This window comes from Mesorhizobium sp. M7A.F.Ca.ET.027.03.2.1 (genome assembly GCF_003999175.1).
Taxonomy (GTDB): Bacteria; Pseudomonadota; Alphaproteobacteria; order Rhizobiales; family Rhizobiaceae; genus Mesorhizobium.
This window is the reverse complement of sequence record NZ_RZOM01001323.1, coordinates 1-1,412: the sequence shown is the minus strand read 5'-3', so window position 1 is coordinate 1,412 and position 1,412 is coordinate 1. Positions and strand designations below refer to the sequence as shown.

At 65.5% G+C, this 1,412-nt stretch carries 2 protein-coding genes; both read left to right on the top strand.

The features are described 5' to 3' along the window. On the top strand, nt 1–821 hold an 821-nt coding region (locus EN750_RS34290; RefSeq protein WP_145968196.1), incomplete at its 5' end, for an amidohydrolase family protein. Then, on the top strand, nt 818–1,412 hold a 595-nt coding region (locus EN750_RS34285), incomplete at its 3' end, for a GntR family transcriptional regulator (RefSeq protein ID WP_127399274.1). The genes EN750_RS34290 and EN750_RS34285, both read left to right, overlap by 4 nt.

Below are 1,412 nucleotides of genomic sequence, written 5' to 3'. Positions count from 1 at the left end.
ATGTGAATCGGTTCTCGCGGCTTGTTGAGAAATGCCGCGAATCGGTTCGCGCGTTGAATCAGGCTGTCGTCGGCGTCGCTCCGCACAGCCTTCGCGCCGCGACGCCGGAAGAACTGATTGAGGTGACTGCCCTAGCGCCGGATGGGCCTATCCACATCCACATTGCAGAGCAGGTGAAAGAGGTCGAGGATTGCCTTGCCTGGTCGGGCGCGCGGCCGGTCGAATTTCTGCTTGGCCATGCCAAGGTGGACAAGCGCTGGTGCCTAATCCACGCCACGCACATGACCGATGCTGAAACCGTTGCCATGGCCAGGAGCGGCGCCATCGCCGGTCTCTGCCCGATCACCGAAGCCAATCTCGGTGACGGCACTTTTGCCGCGCCACTGTTCAGAGACCATGGCGGCCGCTTTGGCGTCGGCTCCGATTCCAACGTGCTCATCGGCCTGCCCGACGAATTGCGCCAGCTCGAATATTCACAGCGCCTCGCCCACCGCGCCCGCAATGTGCTGGCGGTCGCGGGCGGCTCGACCGGCCGGGCGCTGTTCGATGCCGCGCTGGACGGGGGCAGCGTCGCCCTTGGCGCCGGCATCTCGCAGATCGCCGCCGGCGCATCCGCCGATCTCGTCTCGCTCGATCCCAAAAATCCCTCGCTGGCCGGCAAGAGCGGCGACGCGATCCTGGACGCCTGGATCTTCGCCAATGGCGGCAAGGTCGACTGCGTCTGGGTGCATGGGCTCAAGCAGGTCAGCGGCGGCAGGCATGTGGAGCGAGAGGCTATCGCCGAGCGGTTTCGCAGCGTGATGACGGCGCTTTCGGCATGAGCATGGCCGGCACAGTGGTAGCGGAAGGTGGCGGCTCGCTGCACCAGCGCATCCTGACCGACATTAGCGAGAAGATCACGTCCGGTGCCTGGGCGCCCGGCCATCGCATCCCGTTCGAGCACGAACTGAGCGTGCAATACAATTGCTCGCGCATGACGGTGAACAAGGCGCTGTCACAGCTTGCCAAGGCCGGGCTGATCGAACGACGCCGCCGCTCAGGCAGCTTTGTGCGCCGGCCGCAGTCGCAAGCGGCGGTGCTGGAAATCCACGATATCCGCATCGAGGTCGAAGCGCTCGGCTTGCCTTACCGCTACGAGCGCGTCGCTCGGCACAAAAGGCGCAGCAGCGCCGAGGATCGCGCCCTGCTGGAATTGGGCTTGGCCGGACCGGTTGTGGCGCTGGAATGCGGGCATTTCGCCGGCGAGCGGCCGTTCGCGCATGAACAGCGGCTGATCAACCTCACCGCCGTACCCGAGGCAGCAGACGTGGAATTCGTGGCCATCGCACCAGGACCATGGCTGATCGGCCGCGTGCCGTGGAGCGAAGCCGAGCACCGGATTCGCGCTGTCGCCGCCGACAGACATATAGCGG